Here is an 18348-nt window from a genome sequence, read left to right as displayed (position 1 = left end):
ATGTCCGTCGCGCTGCGGTACACGGCACGGTCCGACGTCGGGCTGGTGCGCACCAACAACCAGGACTCCGCGTACGCCGGACCGCACCTGCTCATGGTCGCGGACGGCATGGGCGGCCACGCGGGCGGCGACGTCGCGTCGTCGGTCGTCGTCGCGACGTTCGCACCGCTGGACGACGAGGCGCACGGCCCCGACGACGCGCTCGACGAGCTCGAGCAGGCGCTGGACGACGCGCGCGAGGAGATCCTGGCGCGCGCCAAGGCCGAGCCCGAGCTCGCCGGCATGGGGACCACCGTCACCGCGATCCTGCGCACGGGCAACAAGCTCGCGATGGTGCACCTGGGCGACTCGCGCGGCTACCTGCTGCGGGACGGCGCGCTGACCCAGGTCACCACCGACCACACGTTCGTGCAGCACCTGGTGGACATCGGCCGCATCACGCCCGAGGAGGCGGAGCACCACCCGCAGCGCTCGGTGGTGATGCGCGTGCTGGGCGACTTCGAGACCGACCTGACGCCCGACCTCTCGGTGCGCGAGGCGCGGCCCGGCGACCGCTGGCTGCTGTGCTCCGACGGCCTGTCCGGCTTCGTCTCGGCCGAGACGATCGAGACGACCATGCGCGACCTGACCGACATCGAGGCGTGCGCGGACCGGCTGGTCCAGCTCGCGCTGCGCGGCGGCGGGGGCGACAACGTGAGCGTGGTGCTCGCGGACGTGGTCGACCTCGACGACGCCGCGGACGGTGCGGCGCCCGGCACGGCCCCGCAGGTGGTGGGTGCGGCCGCGACGACGCGCGACGACCCGACGGTCGCGGCCGACGGTCCGGCCGCGCGCGCGGCGGGGCTCGCGCAGGCCGCGGCCCGCGCGCAGCGCGCCGGCCGTCCGGTCACGCCCGCGGCGGACGCCGACGACCCGGCGGCCGGGGCGGGCGACAGCGACACCGACGACGAGCCGCTCGTGCCCGGCACCGACGAGCCTGCGCCGCGGCGTCGGGTCCGCGGCACGCTCGCGGGGGCGCTCGTCGTCGTCGCGCTCGTCGCGCTCGTGGGCGGTGCGTGGGCCTGGACGCGCACGCAGTGGTACGTGGGTCTCGACGGCGACGAGGTCGCCGTGTTCCAGGGCGTTCCGGGCTCGATCGGCGCGCTGAGCCTGGCGACCGTGGCCGAGCGCACGGGCATCGCCGTGGCGGACATCCAGTCGCAGTACGTGCGCGACCGCGTGGGACAGACGATCCACGCCGAGGACCTGGCGGCCGCGCGGGCGCTCGTCGACGAGCTCGTGGTCGCACCCGAGCCCACGCCGACGCCCACCCCCAGCCCCACGCCCACGCCCACTCCCACCCCGACACCGACGCGCACGCCCGCCCCCACCGACCGGCCCACGGGTACGGGCGGGTGACCGGCTGATGGCGACCGTCGAGCCGCACGCCGCGCGCGCCGGCCGGGGGGTCGAGCTGGTGCTGCTCGTCGTGGCCCTCGCGATCGGGATCGGTGCGTACGCGCTGGTCGGCCTCGGCACGGCGGACGAGGTGCCCGCGGACGTGCTCGGCTACGGCGCGGGCCTGACGGCCCTGGCCGTGCTCATCCACCTGGTCCTGCGGTGGCGGGCGCCGTACGCGGACCCGGTCCTCCTGCCCGCGACGATCGCGCTCAACGGCGTCGGGCTCGCCATGATCTACCGGATCGACCACGCGAACGCGCTCAAGGGCCGCGACGACGCGTTCGCCGGCAAGCAGCTCATGTGGACGGCGATCGCGGTCGCCCTCGCGGCGTTCGTGCTGATCGCGCTGCGGGACCACCGGACGCTGCGCCGGTACACGTACACCGCGATGGTCGTCGCGCTCGGGCTGCTCGCGCTCCCCCTGGTGCCGGGGCTCGGCGTGTCCATCAACGGCGCGCGGATCTGGGTGTACCTGGGCTCGATCGGCATGCAGCCCGCGGAGTTCGCCAAGCTCGCGCTGGCGGTCTTCTTCGCGGGGTACCTGGTCACGCACCGCGACACGCTCGCGCTGGCCGGTCCGCGGGTGCTGGGCCTGCAGCTGCCGCGTGCGCGGGACCTGGGCCCGATCCTGCTCGTGTGGGCGGGCTCGATCGGCGTGCTCGTGTTCGAGCGTGACCTGGGCACGTCGCTGCTGATCTTCGGCCTGTTCGTCGCGATGCTCTACCTGGCCACCGAGCGCATCAGCTGGGTGGTCCTGGGTCTGCTGATGTTCGTGGGCGGCGCGGTGCTCGCGGCCACGGCGTTCGCGCACGTGGGTGCCCGGTTCGACGTGTGGCTCCACGCGCTCGACCCGGAGGTCTTCGACCGTGACCCCGGCGGCTCGGGCCAGCTGGTCCGCGGTCTGTTCGGCATGGCCAGCGGCGGGATGTTCGGCACGGGCCTGGGGCAGGGCCGCCCCGACCTGGTGCCGTACGCGGAGTCGGACTTCATCGTCGCGTCGCTCGGCGAGGAGCTGGGCCTGACGGGCCTGCTCGCGCTGCTCGCGCTGTACGTGATCCTCACGCAGCGCGGCATGCGCGCCGCGATCGGCGTGCGGGACGGGTTCGGCAAGCTGCTCGCGGGCGGTCTGGCGTTCGTCGTCGCGTGGCAGTGCTTCGTCGTCGTCGGCGGCGTGACCCGGCTCATCCCGCTCACGGGGCTGACCACGCCGTTCCTCGCGTACGGCGGCTCGAGCCTCCTGGCCAACTGGATGATCGTGGCGCTGCTGCTGCGCATCTCCGACGACGCTCGCCGCCCCGCCCCCGCGGTCCGCGGCCTGCGCTACGACGAGCCCATCCCCGCGTCGCTGCTCGACGCCGGAGCCGACTCCGGCCCGGCCCCCGCCGCCGTGCGGTCCCGCGCACGTGCGGACGACGAGGACGCGCTGCCGGACGACGACCAGCCGACCCAGCGGATCGAGGGCACACGATGAACACGCCCCTGCGCCGGGTCGCGACCGTCATGCTCGCGATGTTCGTGGTCCTCATGGGCGCGGCCACGTCCGTCCAGTACGTGCAGGCCGAGGACCTCAACACCGACCCGCGCAACGTCCGGACGCTGTACCGCGAGTTCGGCAACGCGCGTGGCCCGATCGTGGTCGCGGGTGACGCGATCGCGGAGTCGGTCCAGGTGGACGACCCGTACGGCTACCAGCGCAAGTACACCGACGCGGAGCTGTACTCGACGGTCACCGGCTTCTACTCGATCGTCAACGGCAGCTCCGAGCTCGAGCGCGCCGCCAACGACCAGCTCACGGGCCGCAGCGACCAGCTGTTCTTCTCGCGCCTGCGGGACCTGATCACGGGCCGCAAGCCCGAGGGCGCCGCGGTCGAGACCACGCTGCTGCCCGCTGCGCAGGAGGCGGCGCTCGAGGGGCTGGGCGACCAGCAGGGCGCGGTCGTGGCGATCGAGCCGAGCACGGGCCGGATCCTTGCGCTCGTCTCGACACCCGGGTTCGACCCCAACGACCTCGCGTCGCACGACATGGCGGAGGCGTCGGCGGCGTACACCGAGCTCGCGGGTGCGGACGGCAACCCGCTGCGCAGCAACGCGACGCACGAGACGTACCCGCCGGGTTCGACGTTCAAGCTCGTCACCGCCGCGGCGGCCCTGGAGAGCGGCACGTACGACGAGGACGCGACGCTCGCGGCGCCGAACCGCCTGACCCTCCCGCAGACGTCCGCGACCATCGGGAACTTCGGCGGCGGCGGGTGCGGCGCGGACCCGATCTCGCTCAAGGACGCGCTGCGGGTCTCCTGCAACACCGCGTTCGCGCAGCTGGGCATGGACCTGGGCGCGGACGCGCTGCGCGAGCAGGCCGAGCGGTTCGGGTTCGGCCAGGACCTGACGATCCCGATGTCGGTGGCGGACAGCCGGTTCCCGGCCGCGCCGAACCAGCCGCAGACCGCGCAGTCCGCGATCGGGCAGTTCGACGTGGCCGCGACGCCGCTCCAGATGGCCATGGTGTCCGCCGCGATCGCGAACGACGGCCGGCTCATGACGCCGTACGTCGTCGAGCGCGTGCGCGCCGCCGACCTGAGCGTGGTCTCGCAGACCGAGCCGTCGCTCATGTCCACCGCGGTCTCGCCCGGCACCGCGCAGCAGCTCACGGACATGATGATCGGCGTGGTGCAGGACGGCTCCGGCACGTCCGCCCAGATCAGCGGCGTGCAGGTGGCGGGCAAGACGGGTACCGCGCAGACCTCGAGCGATGCGGCCCCGCACGCGTGGTTCACCGCGTTCGCGCCGGCCGACGACCCGCAGGTCGCGGTCGCGGTGATCGTCGAGCACGGCGGGGCGATGGGCTCGGAGGCGACGGGTGGCCGGGTCGCGGCGCCGATCGCGCGGGCCGTGATCCAGGCGGTGCTGGGCTCGTGAGGACCGGTGCGGGCGTCGCGCTCGGGGACCGCTACCGCCTGGTCCGGCAGATCGCCGTCGGCGGCATGGGTGAGGTGTGGGAGGGCTACGACGAGTCGCTGGCCCGCTCGGTCGCGGTCAAGGTGCTCAAGGCGGAGTTCGCGGGCGACGCGGGCTTCCTCGAGCGGTTCCGCACCGAGGCGCGCAACTCGGCGTCGCTGTCCCACCCCAACATCGCGCAGCTGTTCGACTACGGCGAGCAGGAGGGTTCGGGCTACCTGGTCATCGAGCTGGTGCCGGGCGAGCCGCTGTCCGACCTGCTCGAGCGTGAACCCGTGCTGCCGGTGCGCCGCCTCCTGCCGATCCTGGCCCAGACCGCGCGCGGTCTGCACGCGGCGCACGAGGCCGGCGTGGTGCACCGCGACGTCAAGCCCGGCAACATCCTGCTGGGCCGCGGCGGGCGGGTGAAGATCACGGACTTCGGCGTCTCGCTCGCGCAGAACCAGATGACGATGACCGCCACGGGCATGGTCATGGGCACCGCGCAGTACCTGTCCCCCGAGCAGGCCGTGGGACGTCCCGCGACTCCGCTGTCCGACCTGTACTCGCTCGGGATCATCGCGTTCGAGGCGCTGGCGGGCAACCGCCCGTTCACCGGGCCCACCGCGGTGGACATCGCGGTCGCGCACGTGAACTCGCCCGTGCCCCCGCTGCCCAAGTCGGTCGCCAAGCCGCTCGCCGATCTGGTGGCGAGCCTGCTGTCCAAGGACCCCGCGCAGCGGCCGCAGTCGGGTGCCGAGCTCGCCGAGCAGCTCGACCGGCTCATGCCGCGCACGCCTCCGAGCGGGGTCCCGATGCTGGTCCAGCGGCCGACGCGCGCCGCCGAACGCCCGCCGGGCGCACCGCCGAGCCCCACCCGACCGGCCGACGCCCCGCGGCACGGTGCGGCGCACGCGGACCAGCCGCCGTCGTTCCCGCCCGCCACGCCGCGGCGCCCGGATGCGGGCCCGCCGCGCTCGGCGTCGTCGCGCGGGCCGCTGCACCGGTCCGGACCGCGGCTCGGACCGCTCGGGCGCGTCGGCTGGCCCGTGCTCGCCCTGGTGCTGCTGCTGGGCGGGCTGCTGGGTGCGGCGCTCGCGGGGCAGCTCACCAAGGCCGACGGCGAGGCGCCCGCGCCCGTCGTCGCGGCACCGTCCGTGGGCACGACGCGCGCCACGGGCGGCACCGGCGACGCCCGTATCGTGACCTGGACCTCACGGGCTGCCGTACCGACAGGTGCGATGATCGGCCAGGATGTACCCGCGGACCGCCAGGTCCGCGGGTCGACGACGGAAGTGAAGGACGCCTAGTGGTGGACAGCGGATCCCGCATCCTCGCCGGCCGGTACGAGGTCGGTGAGCTCATCGGCCGCGGGGGCATGGCCGAGGTGCACATCGGGCACGACACGCGCCTGGGCCGGACGGTCGCGATCAAGATCCTGCGCTCCGACCTGGCGCGTGACCCGTCGTTCCAGAACCGGTTCCGCCGCGAGGCGCAGGCCGCCGCGGCGCTCAACCACCCGGCGATCGTCGCGGTGTACGACACGGGCGAGGACGTGTTCACGGAGCCGACGGGCGTCGTCGCGCACGTGCCGTTCATCGTCATGGAGTACGTCGAGGGGCACACGGTCCGCGACATCCTCCGGGACGGCAACGCCGTGCCGATCGAGGAGGCCGTCGAGATCACCATCGGTGTGCTCTCGGCGCTCGAGTACTCGCACCACGCCGGCATCGTGCACCGCGACATCAAGCCCGCGAACGTCATGCTCACGCCGACGGGCGCGGTCAAGGTCATGGACTTCGGCATCGCGCGCGCGGTCGCCGACTCCGCGGCCACGATGACGCAGACCCAGGCCGTGATCGGCACCGCGCAGTACCTGTCCCCCGAGCAGGCCCGCGGCGAGACCGTGGACGCGCGGTCCGACCTGTACTCGACCGGCTGCCTGCTGTTCGAGCTGCTCACGGGCCGGCCGCCCTTCACGGGCGACTCCCCCGTGTCGGTGGCCTACCAGCACGTGCGCGAGGCCGCGCCGGTGCCGAGCTCGCTCGCGTCGGACGTCCCCGAGGCGCTGGACCGCATCACCATGAAGGCGCTGGCCAAGGAGCGCGACTCGCGCTACTCCTCGGCGGGCGAGTACCGCGCGGACCTCGAAGCCGTGCTGCGCGGCACGCACGTGAGCGCGCCGCCGCTCGCCGCCGCGGGCGCGGCCGTCGCGCCGGTGGCCGCGGCGGACGCCACGCAGGTCATGACGCCCGCGGTCGCGACCACGCAGGCCTTCCCGCCCGCGACGCCGTGGGGTGCCACGGGCGTCGAGGGCACCACCGCGCTGGCGACGGTCGAGCACGACGAGGACGAGGACAAGCGGCCCTGGCTCATCTGGGTGCTCGTCGGGATCGCGGTGCTCGCGGTCGCGGGGATCATCGCGCTGATCGTCGCGAACTCGCAGGACGAGCCCGAGGACAAGCAGGTCGCGGTGCCCACGCTGGTGGGGCTGACCGCGGACCAGGCCGAGGCCGCGCTCACGGAGGCCCAGCTCAAGGGCAAGCGCGAGTCCCGTGCGTCGGACGACGTGCCGGAGGGCGAGGTCATCGAGTCGAACCCGGCCGAGGGCACCCCGGTCCTGCCCGGCTCGACCGTGACCTACTACGTCTCGAGCGGTGCGGACTCGACGACCGTCCCCGAGGTCGCGGGGCTGACGGAGGCGCGCGCGCAGGCCGAGCTCGAGGACGCCAAGCTCACGGTCAACCCGGACCGCCAGGACGACAACAACCCCAACTTCCCCAAGGGCCAGGTCACCAAGACCGACCCCGCGGAGGGTGAGCTCGTGGACACGGGCACCTCGGTCACGCTGTGGGTCTCCACGGGCAACGTCGAGCTGCCGGACCTGGTGGGCATGCAGCAGGACGAGGCGCTCAAGAAGCTCAACGAGCTCAAGCTGACCTCGACCGTCCGCGAGGTCACCACCACCGAGAAGCCCGCCGGTGAGGTGCTGAGCCAGGACCGTCAGGCGGGTCTGGTCGCACAGGGCACCAACGTCACCATCGAGGTCGCCGTGGCGCCCGAGACCGTGATCGTGCCGGACAACCTGGTGGGCATGTCGTTCGAGCAGGCGGTCCAGGCGCTCGCGAAGCTCGGCCTCGAGGCCCAGCGCGTCGACGAGGACTCGGACCGGCCCGCGGGCGAGGTGCTGTGGTCGGAGCCGGATCGCGGCACCGAGCTCGAGAAGGGCGACCTCGTGCTGCTGCACGTGTCACGCGGCCCGCAGCAGGTCGACCCGACCGAGCCCCCGCCGGACCAGGGCAACGGCAACGGCAACCAGGGCGGCTGAGCCCGCACCGCACGCACGGATCGGCCCCGCACCCCACCCGGGATGCGGGGCCGTTCCGCGTCTCGGGGGTTACAGGCGGACGAGCGGGTGCAGGCCGGCCGACCGCGCGACCGCCTCGTCGTCGCCGCACACGCGCAGCCAGTTCGCCAGGAGACGGTGGCCGCCCTCGGTCAGCACCGACTCGGGGTGGAACTGCACGCCGTACAGCGGCAGGGTCCGGTGCTGCAGGCCCATGATCACGTCGCCGGTGCGGGCCGTGACCTCGAGCTCGTCGGACACCGTGCCGGCGACCACCGCGAGCGAGTGGTAGCGCGTCGCGGTGAACGGGCTGGGCAGGCCCTCGAGCACACCCTCGCCGGCGTGCTCGACCTCGCTGGTCTTGCCGTGCATGAGCTCGGGAGCGTGCGTCACGGTCCCGCCGAACACCTCGCCCAGGGCCTGGTGACCCAGGCACACGCCGAGCATCGGCGTGCCCGACGCGGCGCAGTCCCGGATCACGTCCATGCTCGCGCCCGCCTCGGCCGGCGTGCCAGGTCCAGGGGAGACCAGCACGCCGTCGAACTCCGCACGCTCGGCGGCCGGCGGCACCGCGTCGTTGCGCACGACGACCGTCTCGGCCCCGAGCTGGTTGAGGTAGCCGACGATCGTGTAGACGAACGAGTCGTAGTTGTCGACGACGAGGATCCGGGTCACTGGTCACCCACCGTGGTGTCGTTGAAGGGCATGTACGGGGCGATCGCGGGGAACACCCACAGGAAGCAGACGGCGAGCACCGCTGCGGCGAGCAGCAGGAGCTGCAGCACACGCACGGCCGCGGGGCCGGGCAGGTGCCGCCAGAGCCATCCGTACATCATGGTCTCCCCTCGCTCGTCACGGCGCGTCCTCGAGCAGCTCGGCCGGGGTGCCGTCGGCGACGGGCGCCCAGTAGTCGAGCACGGCGTGCACCACGTAGCGCTCGCGCGCGGAGTACATGGGGTGGCACGTCGTGAGCGTCAGGAACCGCTCGGTCGGCACCGCACCGGGCTCACCCGGCACCGGTGCGATCACCTCGGTCTGCTGCGGCGTGACGACCTCGTGCGACGTCACGCGGTAGACGTACCAGGTGTCGGATCCCGTGCCGCCGTCGAGCGTCGCGGTGCGCAGCACGATCGCGTCACCCTTCTTCAGCTCGGCGATCCGGTGGAACGGCTTGGCGTACGTGGTGCGGTGCGCCGCGAGCCCGACGTTGCCGACGTCGCCCGGCATGGCCGTGCCCTCGTAGTGGCCCACGCCCAGCACGTCCAGGACGGTCGGGCGGTCCGTGCCCTGGCTGACGGGCCGCTCGGGCTCACCGTCCCAGCGTGGCACCTGGATCGTCGCGAACGTGGTCGCGTGCTCCGGCTCGGCCGCCACGGGCGGCTCGTCGTACCGCGGCTCGGCCACCAGCGGCCGCTGCGCGGTCGGCTCGTCCGACGGTGCGGCGGTCGGGACCGGCATGCGCGGCAGCTCGCGCACCACCTCCGCCTGCGCGCGGTTGCCCTCGACGTCCGTCCACCACAGCTGCCACACCAGGAACGCGAGCAGCAGCACGCCCAGCGTGATGAGCAGCTCGCCCGCGACCCCGAGCGTGCCGAACGCGATCCTCGACGCGCGCGACGGCGGCCGCGGTGCGGGGGCCGCGTCGGTCATCGGGCGCTCTCGACCGGCAGGCCCGGCAGCACCGGGGTACCCGGCGGCACGTCCGCGTGCTCGAGCTCGGTCACACCCGCGTACGCGGGCAGCGCGAGCGCGTCCTCGTCGTCCACGTCCCAGCCCAGGCCCACCGTCGCGGCGTCGGCGCGGTACGCGCTGACCTCGGCCGACGCCTCGAGCGCCTGGCGCAGCCGGGCCGGGTCGCCGACCGCGCGCACGCGGTAGGGCGGCGAGTACACCTGGCCCTGCAGCCGCAGCACGTTGCCGACGCACCGGAACGCGCTCGTGGAGACCACGCGCTGGTCCATGAGCGACATCGCCTCGGCCCCGCCGGCCCACAGCGCGTTCATCACCGCCTGCAGGTCCTGCTGGTGCACGACGAGCACGTCGGGGTTGACGTCCGGCAGACCCGCCTGGTCCGGCGGGGCGTCGTCGAGCGTGACCGTCAGGCCGGGGCCCGTCACCGGCAGGACGCCGCTCTCCACCCGGAACCGCACCGCGGGTGGGACCACCTGGTTGCCCGCGGCCTCGTTCGCCGCCTCGCTCAGCTCGTCGACCTGGGCGCGCAGCGCGTCGACCTCGCCGGTGAGGCTGTCGACCCGCGCGAGCTCCGCCTGCGTCAGGCCCGCCAGGTCGTCCGGTCGCCGTTCGGCCGCCGACGAGTGCGCCTGCTTGGCGTTGGCCGCGAACAACGCGCCGGACAGCGCCAGGACGACCGTCACGGACACGGTGCCGCGGCGCAGCCGGGCACGCGAGCGGTGGGCGTGCCCCTTCATCCGCTCCCCCGTCCGTGAGGTCCCGCGAGTCCCGCGCGGGACCGCGTCCCGCGTGCGCCCGGCCAGGGGCCGGGGCAGGTATTCTCGCGCACTACGCTAGGCGATGGCGCCGGCCACCCGAGTGCTCGATCCGTCGGGCGAGATGGACCGGGCGGTGCTGCCCGAACGACGACAGGTGGCGGCGCACGCCCGTCCACCGCAGGACAGGAGCCCCCGGTGCCCGAGTCGAGGTCCCGCAAGAAGGCCACGTACACCCCGCCGACGCAGAAGGCCGCCGTCAAGCCGAACCCGCGCTGGTGGGTCCCGGTCATGCTCGGCCTGATGCTGCTCGGCCTGGTCTGGATCGTGGTGTTCTACATCGGGCGCGCGACCAACGGCTCGAGCCTGCTCATCCCGTTCCTCGGCGGCTGGAACCTGGCCGCGGGTGCGGCCGTGATCATCGCGGGCTTCGCGATGACGACGCGCTGGCGCTGACGCCCGCCACCCACGCACGCTCACGAGGCGCCGGACCCCACGGGGTGCCGGCGCCTCGTCGTCTCCCGTGGTCGGTGGAACGACAACGGCCACACCCGTCCGCTCGTCCCCAGCGGTGGATGACTCTGTGGATAACTACAGCCGTGTAATTCACCGCCTGTGTCCCGGCCTGGGGACGGGCGGGCGCCCGCTCCTGTGGACGACGAAGGGCGCCCCCGGCGGACGGGAGCGCCCTTCGATCCGACAGCGTCAGAGTCCCCACTCACGCAGGAGGCTGTCCTCCACCGCGTCCGGCAGGTCCCAGATCTGCTGCACCTCGGCCGGTGCCTGCCCGTAGGACCAGCCCACGAGCGCCGCCAGCCCCGCCGCCACCAGCGCGGGTGCGACCACGGCGACGAGCCGTCGCCGTGCCGCGGGCGCGAACGCGTACGCCGCGGCCAGCAGCGCCCCGGTGACGAGCCCGCCCAGGTGGCCCTGCCACGAGATCCCCGGCACGACGAAGCTGAACACCATGTTCACGCCGATGACGCCGAGCATCCCCTGCGCGGGGTGCCCGGAGCGCCACATCACCACGAACGCGGCGCCGAACAGGCCGAACACCGCACCCGACGCGCCCACGACGCCCGAGTACCAGTCGGACCACCCGAGCGCCGCGACCAGCAGCACGACGACCGAGCCCCCGATCGCGCTCAGCAGGTAGAGCGTGGCGTACCGCACGCGGCCCAGCTGCACCTCGAGGTACGGCCCGACGGTCCACAGCGCGACCATGTTGAGGACGATGTGGAAGATCGAGCCGGGGGAGTGCAGGAACGCCGACGTCAGGAAGCGCCACGGCTCGGCGTGACCGCGCAGCGGCGAGTACTTCCAGTCGGTGGTGAACCCGTCGACCGTCCACTGGCCCAGGTACGCGACCACGCACAGCGCGATGAACGCGAGCGTGACCACGGGCCGGGCACCGGGGTGGACCAGGCCCCCGAACCGCGTGCGGACGTCCCGGGTGCTCCGCGCCGCGTCGCGGACGCAGTCGACGCACTGCACGCCGACCGCGGCCGGACGTTGGCAGTCCGGGCACGTGGGACGCCCGCACCGCTGGCACCTCACGTACGCGATGCGGTCGGGATGTCTCGGGCAGACCGGTGGTGCGTCCACCGGCTGGGGGGTCTCGCTGATCGTCGGCTTCCTGTTCCTGCTGGTGAGCGCCGGGGCGCTCAGTCCTCGATGGTCACCGACTCCAGGACGATGTCCTGCACGGGGCGGTCCCCGGGGCGGGTGGGCGCGGTCGCGATCGCGTCGACCACCGCGCGGCTCGCGTCGTCGGCGACCTTGCCGAAGATCGTGTGCTTCCCGTTGAGCCACGGCGTCGCGGCGACGGAGATGAAGAACTGCGAGCCGTTGGTGCCGCCCACCTTGCCGGTGGTCGGGTCCATGCGCTTGCCCGCGTTGGCCATGGCCAGCAGGTAGGGCTCGGAGAACGTGAGCTCGGGGTGGATCTCGTCGTCGAACGTGTAGCCCGGGCCGCCGCGGCCGGTGCCCTGGGGGTCGCCGCCCTGGATCATGAAGCCGTCGATCACGCGGTGGAAGATGATGCCCGAGTACAGCGGGTCGGTCCGGTGCTCGCCGGAGCTCGGGTCGGTCCACTCCTGGGCGCCCGTGGCCAGGCCCGTGAAGTTCTTCACGGTGCGCGGGGCGTGGTTCGGGTAGAGCTCGATCCGGATGTCACCGGCGGACGTGTGCAGGGTCGCGAACATGCCGTCCAGTCTGGCACGCACGTCCCGCGGGACGGCGGCTGTGCGCTGCGCTGCGGGCGAACCCGCACCTCGCGAGCGCTGCGCGGCGCCCTGACCGGTGGCAGAGTGTGAGGCCAGCGCAGAGATCCGTGGGGAGTGATGATGCCGTTCAACCGTCGCCCGAGCATCGAAGTGGACACCGAGCAGCTCAAGAAGCAGGCCGGCAAGCAGGCCAAGGTCGCCGCCGAGTCCCTCAGGGGCGCGAGCGTGAAGGCCGCCGACGCCGCGAGCGTGACCAAGGAGTGGGCCACCCCGCGCGTGGAGGCGTTCGTCGACTGGCTCGTGCCGCGCGTCGAGCACCTGTACAAGGAGAGCGTGAAGGCCGCGGCACCGAAGGTGGAGCAGGCCGCGGACAAGGTCTCGCCGGCGATCGACACGGCGCACGACAAGCTGGTCGACGACCTGCTGCCGCGTCTGGTGCAGGCCGTCAACGAGGCGGCGGAGAAGGCCGGCGCCGCCGCGGCCAAGGCCGCCGACGTGGCGGCCGACAAGGCTGCCGTGAGCGCTGCGGCCGTCGCCGCGGCCGCTGCGGCCAAGCAGGAGAAGAAGCACACGGGGGCCAAGGTGTTCTGGCTCGTCGCGGGTGCCGCGGGTGCCGCCGCAGCCGTGCTCGCGTGGCGCCGGTCGCAGCAGACCGTCGACCCGTGGGCCGAGCCCTGGGAGCCGACCGACTCGTTCGACGCCCCGACGCACGACCACTCGGCCCGTGCCGACCTGGCGGGCGCAGCGGGCCACGCGGCGGATGCGCTCGGCGAGGCCGCGGGCACCGCGGTGGCCAAGGGTCGCGAGGCTGCGACCAAGGCTGCCGAGACCCTGAGCGAGGCCCGTGAGGAGCTCGGGGAGAAGGTCGAGGAGCTCGGCGAGAAGGCCAAGGACGCCGCATCGGAGACCGCACGCAAGGTCACCCGCCGCGCCGCACCCAAGAAGCCCGACGCCGCGGGCGACGACCCGGCGATCTGACCCGACGGCGCGGGGCCTCGGCCCCCGACTGCACGACCCGCAGCGGCGGGGGTGGACCACCACCCCCGCCGCTGAACCGTTTAGCCCGTTGTCTCACCTGCGGCTTCACACCGACGATTCGCCTGGCGTGTCGCGCGGAGGCGGCCCCCTCCGCCGACGGCGCCAGCCGTCCGTCCGTCGGAAGAGGAGCCATGTCCCCCCTGCACCTTCCCGCCCGTGCGCCGCGGCGCCGGGCACGTTCCCGCAGCGTCGCGGGAACCGCCGGCCTCGCGCTGGCCGCAGGTCTCGTCGTCGCGCCGATCGCGGGGAGCGCCCACGCGGCCGACCCGTCGTTCAACTACGCCGAGGCCCTGCAGAAGTCGATGTTCTTCTACCAGGCCCAGGCCTCGGGCGATCTGCCGGCGAGCTACCCCGTCTCGTGGCGCGGCGACTCCGGCCTGACCGACGGCGCGGACGTGGGCAAGGACCTCACGGGCGGCTGGTACGACGCGGGCGACCACGTGAAGTTCGGCTTCCCGATGGCGTTCACCACGACGATGCTCGCGTGGGGCGCGGTCGCGAGCCCCGACGGCTACGCCAAGGCCGGGCAGCTCGACGAGCTCGAGGGCAACCTGCGCTGGGTCAACGACTACTTCATCAAGGCCCACACCGCTCCCAACGAGCTGTACGTCCAGGTGGGCGACGGCGAGGCGGACCACAAGTGGTGGGGCCCCGCCGAGGTCATGACGATGGCGCGCCCGTCGATGAAGATCACCGCGTCGTGCCCGGGGTCGGACGTCGCGGGGGAGACCGCGGCGGCCATGGCCGCGTCCTCGCTCGTCTTCGCCGAGGACGACCCGGCCTACGCGGCGAAGCTCGTCACGCACGCCAAGCAGCTGTACTCGTTCGCGGACACCTACCGCGGCGCGTACTCCGACTGCGTGACCGGCGCGGCGGCGTACTACAAGTCCTGGTCGGGCTACCAGGACGAGCTGGTCTGGGGTGCCTACTGGCTCTACAAGGCGACGGGTGACGCGGCGTACCTGGCCAAGGCCGAGGCCGAGTACGACAAGCTCGGCACCGAGAACCAGTCGACGACGCGGTCCTACAAGTGGACCGTGGCGTGGGACAACAAGCAGTTCGCCACGTACGCGCTGCTCGCGATGGAGACGGGCAAGCAGAAGTACGTCGACGACGCGAACCGCTGGCTCGACTACTGGAGCACCGGGTACAACGGCGAGCGGATCCGCTACTCGCCGGGCGGCCAGGCGGTGCTCGACTCGTGGGGCTCGCTGCGGTACGCCGCCAACACCTCGTTCGTCGCGCTCGTCTACTCGGACTGGATCACCGACCCGACGCGAAAGGCGCGGTACCACGACTTCGGCGTGGGTCAGATCGACTACGCGCTCGGTGACAACCCGCGCGGTTCGTCGTACATGGTGGGCTTCGGCGTGAACCCGCCGACCAAGCCGCACCACCGCACCGCGCACGGCTCGTGGCTCGACTCGAGCGCGACGCCCGTCGCGACGCGGCACGTGCTGTACGGCGCGCTCGTCGGCGGCCCGAGCTCGCCGAACGACGCGTACGTCGACGACCGCCAGGACTACGTGGCCAACGAGGTCGCGACCGACTACAACGCGGGCTTCACGTCTGCGCTGGCGTACCTGGTGGACCAGTACGGCGGCACGCCGCTCGCGAGCTTCCCGAGGCCCGAGACGCCCGACGGCGACGAGATCTTCGTCGAGGCGCAGCTCAACCAGCCCCCGGGCGGCACGTTCAGCGAGATCAAGGCGATGATCCGCAACCAGTCGGCGTTCCCCGCGCGGTCGCTCAAGAACGCCACGGTCCGCTACTGGTTCCGCACCGACGGCTTCGCGGCCTCGGACGTCACGCTCACCGCCAACTACTCCGAGTGCGGGCCGCAGTCCGGCAAGGGCGTCAGCGCGGGCGGCACGCTGGGCTACGTGCAGCTCACGTGCGTGGGCCAGAACATCCACCCCGGGGGCCAGTCGCAGCACCGGCGTGAGCTGCAGTTCCGGCTCACCGGCCCGGCGGGCTGGGACGCGACGAACGACCCGTCGTTCGCGGGCCTGACCTCCACGGGCCTGGCCAAGACCAAGGCGATCACGCTGTACGACGGCGGGACGCTGGTGTGGGGCACCGAGCCGACCGGCACCACGCCGGGCGACACCACGGCACCGACCGTCCCGGGCACGCCGGTCGCCTCCGCCGTCACGTCCACGGGCGCCACGCTCACGTGGGCCGCCTCCACCGACGCCGGCTCGGGCGTCGCGGCCTACGACGTCTACCGCGTCCAGGGCACGACGAGCACGCTCGTCGCCTCCCCGACGGCCGCGACGACGAGCGTCACCGGGCTCACGCCGGGCACGGCGTACTCGTACGTCGTCACGGCACGTGACGTGGCCGGGAACGTCTCGGCGGCCTCGGCCGCGGTGACGTTCACGACGACGGCCGCTCCCGTGGACACGACGGCACCCACCGTGCCGGGCACGCCGGTCGCGTCGGGCATCACGTCCTCGGGTGCGGCGCTCACGTGGGCCGCCTCGACCGACGCGGGCACCGGGGTCGCGAAGTACGAGGTGCTGCGGGTCGACGGCTCGAGCACCACGCTCGTCGCATCGCCCACGGCACCCACGACCACGCTCACGGGCCTGGCCGCGGACACCGCGTACTCGTACGTGGTGCGCGCGGTGGACGGTGCCGGCAACGTGTCCGCGACCAGCACGGCGGTCACGTTCCGGACGCTCGCCGGGTCCACCGACCCGGTCGGCACGTGCGCCGTCACCTACTCGGCCAACAGCTGGAACACCGGCTTCACGGGCTCGGTCAAGATCACGAACACCGGCACGTCGCCGCTCACGTGGTCGCTCGGCTTCACGTTCCCGTCGGGCCAGAAGATCTCGCAGGGCTGGTCCGCGACCTGGACGCAGACCGGTGCCGTGGTCACGGCCACCGGGATGTCCTGGAACGCCACGCTCGCACCAGGTGCGAGCACGGAGATCGGCTTCCAGGGCACGCACTCCGGCACCAACACGGCACCCACGTCCTTCACGGTCAACGGCGCCACCTGCAGCTGAGCCCCTCCCGCCCGAGGGGGTCGGTGCCGCGCGCACCGGCCCCCTCGGGCCTTTTTGTCCTTGCCGCACCCGCGTGCCACCGCCAACCTCGGGGGATGACGCGCACCCTTGCCGACGTGTGGCCCACCGCGGGCGTCCGGGTCCGGACCGGCGACCTCGAGCTCCGCTTCCCCGACGACGAGCTGCTGGTCCAGCTCGCGGACCTGGCCGCGCAGGGCGTGCACGCGGCCGACTACATGCCCTTCCTCAAGCCCTGGACGCGTGGGACGGCCGACGAGGTCCGCCGGTCGGTGCTGCAGTACCAGTGGGGGCTCCGCGCGTCGTTCGCGCCCGCCAAGTGGGCCCTCGAGCTCGCGGTGCTGCGTGACGGCGTGGTGGTCGGGATGCAGGGCATGTACGCGGAGAGCTTCGCCGTCACGCGCCAGGCCGAGACCGGCTCGTGGCTGGGCCACCGGTTCCAGGGCCAGGGCATCGGCACGCGCATGCGGCAAGCCGTCCTGCACCTGCTCTTCGAGGGCCTGGACGCCGAGCGCGCCACGACGTCGGCCTTCGCGGACAACGGCCCGTCGAACGGGGTCACGCGCCGGCTGGGCTACCGCGCGAACGGCGAGGTGGTCCAGGTCCGGGACGACGCCCCCGTGGTCTCGCGCCAGTACGTCATGGACCGCGCCGGCTGGGACGCTCGGCCCGCCACGCAGCGCCTGGACGTCACGCTCGAGGGGGTCGAGAGCTTCCGCGACGCGGTCATGCCGGGGGAGTAGGTTGCCGCGCTGACTAGATAGTCCTACTGTCTAGCCATGCCGACAGCGCCCTGGCCCGCCGAGTGGATGCGCGGCGTGCTCGAGGTGTGCGTGCTGCACGTGGTCGGACGCGGTCCGACCTACGGCTACGCGATCGCCCAGGCGCTCGAGGACGCCGGCCTCGGCGCCGTCAAGGGCGGCACGCTCTACCCCCTGCTCGCGCGGTTCGAGCAGGCCGGGCTGGTGGACGTCGAGTGGCGCCCCGGGACCGGGGGACCGGGCCGGAAGTACTACGCGCTGACCCCTGCGGGCCGGGCCGAGGCCGTCCGCCGCGCGGCGGACTGGCGCGCGTTCAGCGCGGCCGCGCACACGTTGCTGACCACCGAGGACGAGGGACGACCATGACCACCGACCCGGCCGGCGCCGCCCCGGCGCACGACGAGCTCACGCCGCACGTGGATCAGCCCTGGACCGATGCGCTCGTGCTCGAGCTGCGCCTGCAGGGCGTGGCCGGCGCGACCATCGGCGGCGTGCTGAGCGAGGTCGAGGCGCACGTCGTCGACAGCGGGCAGGACGCGCGCACCGCGTTCGGCGACCCGGTCGCGTACGCGCGCTCGCTCGCGCTCGCACCTGACCCGGGCCAGGGTGTGCTCGCCACGTGGGGCACGGTCGGCGCGATGCTCACGCAGATCGCGGGCATGGCGCTGGTGCTCACCGGGACGCGCGGGCTCGTGGAGGGTGCGGGTGCCGAGCTCACGTGGGGTGCGCTGGGCTCGGCCGCCGTCCTGGTGGGCCTGATCGCGGCCCTGGTGCGGTGGGGCGGGGCGGTGCTCCGCCTCGGCATGCGGTCCTGGTGGCGCTTCGCGCTGCTCTGGGCGGCCGCGTCCGCGGTCACCGTCGCGCCGTTCGTCCTGCTGCGGGCGGTCGCGGCCACGCTGCCCGCCGCGCTCGTCCTCGGGGTGGGCGCCGTGCTCCTGCTCGGCGGCGCCGGCGTGAGCCTGGCCCGCTCGCGGAGCGACTCCGACCCCGTCACCTCACCTCTGGCCTCCGACCCGGATCCCCGCCGTCGAGCACCGCTGCTGCTCGACCTCATGGTGCCGCTGACCACGCTGGTGCTCGTCGCGGTGACGCTGCTCCTGACGTGACGCTGCTCCGACGTGA

Annotated in this window: 17 protein-coding genes; 11 read left to right on the top strand and 6 right to left on the bottom strand. The window is 73.5% G+C overall.

Annotated features, from left to right (window positions below):
* Genes CELGI_RS00165 through pknB form a run of 5 tightly spaced genes read left to right on the top strand, consistent with a single transcriptional unit; the run spans window position 1 to window position 7702 of the window.
* Window positions 1–1398 (top strand): PP2C family protein-serine/threonine phosphatase, encoded by a 1398-nt coding sequence (locus CELGI_RS00165; RefSeq protein WP_013882096.1) that lies wholly within the window; start codon window positions 1–3, stop codon window positions 1396–1398.
* Window positions 1399–1405: 7 nt separating this feature from the next.
* The gene (locus CELGI_RS00160; RefSeq protein WP_013882095.1) at window positions 1406–2911 is read left to right on the top strand and encodes an FtsW/RodA/SpoVE family cell cycle protein; all 1506 of its coding nucleotides are present in this window, start codon (window positions 1406–1408) and stop codon (window positions 2909–2911) included.
* Entirely contained in the window at window positions 2908–4356 is a 1449-nt protein-coding gene (locus CELGI_RS00155; protein ID WP_013882094.1) for a peptidoglycan D,D-transpeptidase FtsI family protein, read from the top strand. Before CELGI_RS00160 ends, CELGI_RS00155 begins: the two co-directional genes overlap by 4 nt.
* Window positions 4353–5684, top strand: coding sequence for a serine/threonine-protein kinase (locus CELGI_RS00150; RefSeq protein ID WP_013882093.1), 1332 nt, complete (start codon window positions 4353–4355; stop codon window positions 5682–5684). The genes CELGI_RS00155 and CELGI_RS00150 overlap by 4 nt, the downstream gene beginning before the upstream one ends.
* Complete coding sequence (gene pknB, locus CELGI_RS00145) at window positions 5684–7702, top strand: Stk1 family PASTA domain-containing Ser/Thr kinase (protein ID WP_013882092.1); 2019 nt, start codon at window positions 5684–5686, stop codon at window positions 7700–7702. The genes CELGI_RS00150 and pknB overlap by 1 nt, the downstream gene beginning before the upstream one ends.
* Window positions 7703–7771: 69 nt before the next feature.
* On the opposite strand, the gene CELGI_RS00140 is transcribed toward pknB, so the two are convergent.
* The 4 genes from CELGI_RS00140 to CELGI_RS00125 are packed head-to-tail and all read right to left on the bottom strand — an operon-like array spanning window position 7772 to window position 10149.
* On the bottom strand, window positions 7772–8395 hold the full coding sequence (locus tag CELGI_RS00140; protein WP_013882091.1) for an aminodeoxychorismate/anthranilate synthase component II: 624 nt from the start codon (window positions 8393–8395) through the stop codon (window positions 7772–7774).
* The gene (locus CELGI_RS17220) at window positions 8392–8553 is read right to left on the bottom strand and encodes a hypothetical protein (RefSeq protein WP_041574253.1); all 162 of its coding nucleotides are present in this window, start codon (window positions 8551–8553) and stop codon (window positions 8392–8394) included. The genes CELGI_RS00140 and CELGI_RS17220 overlap by 4 nt, the downstream gene beginning before the upstream one ends.
* A gap of 19 nt (window positions 8554–8572) precedes the next feature.
* A complete protein-coding gene (locus CELGI_RS00130) occupies window positions 8573–9370 on the bottom strand; it encodes a class E sortase (protein WP_013882089.1) in 798 nt (265 codons plus the stop codon).
* Window positions 9367–10149: a DUF881 domain-containing protein gene (locus CELGI_RS00125; RefSeq protein WP_013882088.1), complete on the bottom strand. Its 783-nt coding sequence runs from the start codon at window positions 10147–10149 to the stop codon at window positions 9367–9369. Before CELGI_RS00125 ends, CELGI_RS00130 begins: the two co-directional genes overlap by 4 nt.
* Before the next feature lie 216 nt (window positions 10150–10365).
* On the opposite strand from CELGI_RS00125, the gene CELGI_RS00120 reads away from it, so the two are divergent.
* Window positions 10366–10623, top strand: a complete 258-nt coding sequence (locus tag CELGI_RS00120) for a cell division protein CrgA (RefSeq protein ID WP_013882087.1) — start codon at window positions 10366–10368, stop codon at window positions 10621–10623.
* A gap of 249 nt (window positions 10624–10872) precedes the next feature.
* Here CELGI_RS00120 and CELGI_RS00115 read toward each other — a convergent pair whose 3' ends face one another.
* Together CELGI_RS00115 and CELGI_RS00110 are read right to left on the bottom strand one after the other, a co-directional pair.
* Window positions 10873–11661 carry a rhomboid family intramembrane serine protease gene (locus CELGI_RS00115; RefSeq protein WP_245528125.1) on the bottom strand — a complete coding sequence of 263 codons (789 nt, stop codon included), beginning with the start codon at window positions 11659–11661 and terminating at the stop codon, window positions 10873–10875.
* Between the two features lie 170 nt (window positions 11662–11831).
* Window positions 11832–12371: a peptidylprolyl isomerase gene (locus tag CELGI_RS00110; RefSeq protein ID WP_013882085.1), complete on the bottom strand. Its 540-nt coding sequence runs from the start codon at window positions 12369–12371 to the stop codon at window positions 11832–11834.
* Between the two features lie 171 nt (window positions 12372–12542).
* Here CELGI_RS00110 and CELGI_RS00105 point away from each other — a divergent pair, with 171 nt between their 5' ends.
* The 5 genes from CELGI_RS00105 to CELGI_RS00085 all read left to right on the top strand — a co-directional run bounded on the left by CELGI_RS00105 (window position 12543) and on the right by CELGI_RS00085 (window position 18332).
* The gene (locus CELGI_RS00105; protein WP_245528123.1) at window positions 12543–13370 is read left to right on the top strand and encodes a hypothetical protein; all 828 of its coding nucleotides are present in this window, start codon (window positions 12543–12545) and stop codon (window positions 13368–13370) included.
* A gap of 191 nt (window positions 13371–13561) precedes the next feature.
* Window positions 13562–16447, top strand: coding sequence for a glycoside hydrolase family 9 protein (locus CELGI_RS00100; RefSeq protein ID WP_013882083.1), 2886 nt, complete (start codon window positions 13562–13564; stop codon window positions 16445–16447).
* A gap of 95 nt (window positions 16448–16542) precedes the next feature.
* On the top strand, window positions 16543–17208 hold the full coding sequence (locus CELGI_RS00095) for a GNAT family N-acetyltransferase (RefSeq protein ID WP_013882082.1): 666 nt from the start codon (window positions 16543–16545) through the stop codon (window positions 17206–17208).
* A 36-nt stretch (window positions 17209–17244) separates the two neighbouring features.
* Window positions 17245–17592, top strand: coding sequence for a PadR family transcriptional regulator (locus CELGI_RS00090; protein ID WP_013882081.1), 348 nt, complete (start codon window positions 17245–17247; stop codon window positions 17590–17592).
* Window positions 17589–18332, top strand: coding sequence for a hypothetical protein (locus CELGI_RS00085; protein WP_013882080.1), 744 nt, complete (start codon window positions 17589–17591; stop codon window positions 18330–18332). The genes CELGI_RS00090 and CELGI_RS00085 overlap by 4 nt, the downstream gene beginning before the upstream one ends.
* Window positions 18333–18348: the final 16 nt, after the last annotated feature.

It is taken from the genome of Cellulomonas gilvus ATCC 13127, from assembly GCF_000218545.1.
GTDB lineage: Bacteria > Actinomycetota > Actinomycetes > Actinomycetales > Cellulomonadaceae > Cellulomonas > Cellulomonas gilvus.
The sequence above is the reverse complement of the archived record's forward strand: the minus strand, read 5'-3'. Positions and strand labels throughout refer to the sequence as shown.

Coding starts and splice junctions, on each gene's coding strand:
- CELGI_RS00160 (WP_013882095.1), top strand. CDS start 1,406: ATGGCGACCGTCGAGCCGCACGCCGCGCGCGCCGGCCGGGGGGTCGAG.
- CELGI_RS00125 (WP_013882088.1), bottom strand. CDS start 10,149: ATGAAGGGGCACGCCCACCGCTCGCGTGCCCGGCTGCGCCGCGGCACC.
- CELGI_RS00090 (WP_013882081.1), top strand. CDS start 17,245: ATGCCGACAGCGCCCTGGCCCGCCGAGTGGATGCGCGGCGTGCTCGAG.
- CELGI_RS00110 (WP_013882085.1), bottom strand. CDS start 12,371: ATGTTCGCGACCCTGCACACGTCCGCCGGTGACATCCGGATCGAGCTC.
- CELGI_RS00165 (WP_013882096.1), top strand. CDS start 1: ATGTCCGTCGCGCTGCGGTACACGGCACGGTCCGACGTCGGGCTGGTG.
- CELGI_RS00095 (WP_013882082.1), top strand. CDS start 16,543: ATGACGCGCACCCTTGCCGACGTGTGGCCCACCGCGGGCGTCCGGGTC.
- CELGI_RS00085 (WP_013882080.1), top strand. CDS start 17,589: ATGACCACCGACCCGGCCGGCGCCGCCCCGGCGCACGACGAGCTCACG.
- CELGI_RS17220 (WP_041574253.1), bottom strand. CDS start 8,553: ATGTACGGATGGCTCTGGCGGCACCTGCCCGGCCCCGCGGCCGTGCGT.
- CELGI_RS00130 (WP_013882089.1), bottom strand. CDS start 9,370: ATGACCGACGCGGCCCCCGCACCGCGGCCGCCGTCGCGCGCGTCGAGG.
- CELGI_RS00100 (WP_013882083.1), top strand. CDS start 13,562: ATGTCCCCCCTGCACCTTCCCGCCCGTGCGCCGCGGCGCCGGGCACGT.
- CELGI_RS00155 (WP_013882094.1), top strand. CDS start 2,908: ATGAACACGCCCCTGCGCCGGGTCGCGACCGTCATGCTCGCGATGTTC.